Consider the following 388-nt stretch of genomic DNA (forward strand, 5'->3'; position numbering starts at 1 on the left):
TCTGATTATCCAACTAGCTCAGTATAGGTCACAGTGGTTGATGACACACAACATGGAGCCAATCGGTTAAACAGTTCGTTTTTTATTGCTCGACGGTTGAATCGGTAACAGAATTCATCCAGGTATGCTTGCAAATGTTTGGAATCCAACCCATGATAGGTCCCGCCAATAAAGGCTTTAGCATTGGAGATGACCGTATGAAGCCACTTAAGATGATCTGGATTATCCGCTGGATTAAAGAGTTTGGCTTCATGATTAAATCCTTCTTTCGCCAAAGCTTTATAAGATCGGTACTTATCACTTGTAATGGTTGATCCAGACTCAATGGACTTTTGTGCAAAGTTAACAAGTGTAACACCTTTAACGTCAGGAATCACTTGCATCTTAA

Annotated in this window: 1 protein-coding gene; it reads right to left on the reverse strand. The window is 40.2% G+C overall.

Annotated elements, in window-relative coordinates:
* Positions 1-5: 5 nt before the first annotated feature.
* Positions 6-388, reverse strand: a 383-nt coding sequence (locus RZN25_18635; protein ID MEQ6378799.1) for an IS1595 family transposase, incomplete at its 5' end; no start/stop codon positions are given.

It is taken from the genome of Bacillaceae bacterium S4-13-56, from assembly GCA_040191315.1.
Taxonomy (GTDB): domain Bacteria; phylum Bacillota; class Bacilli; order Bacillales; family JAWJLM01; genus JAWJLM01.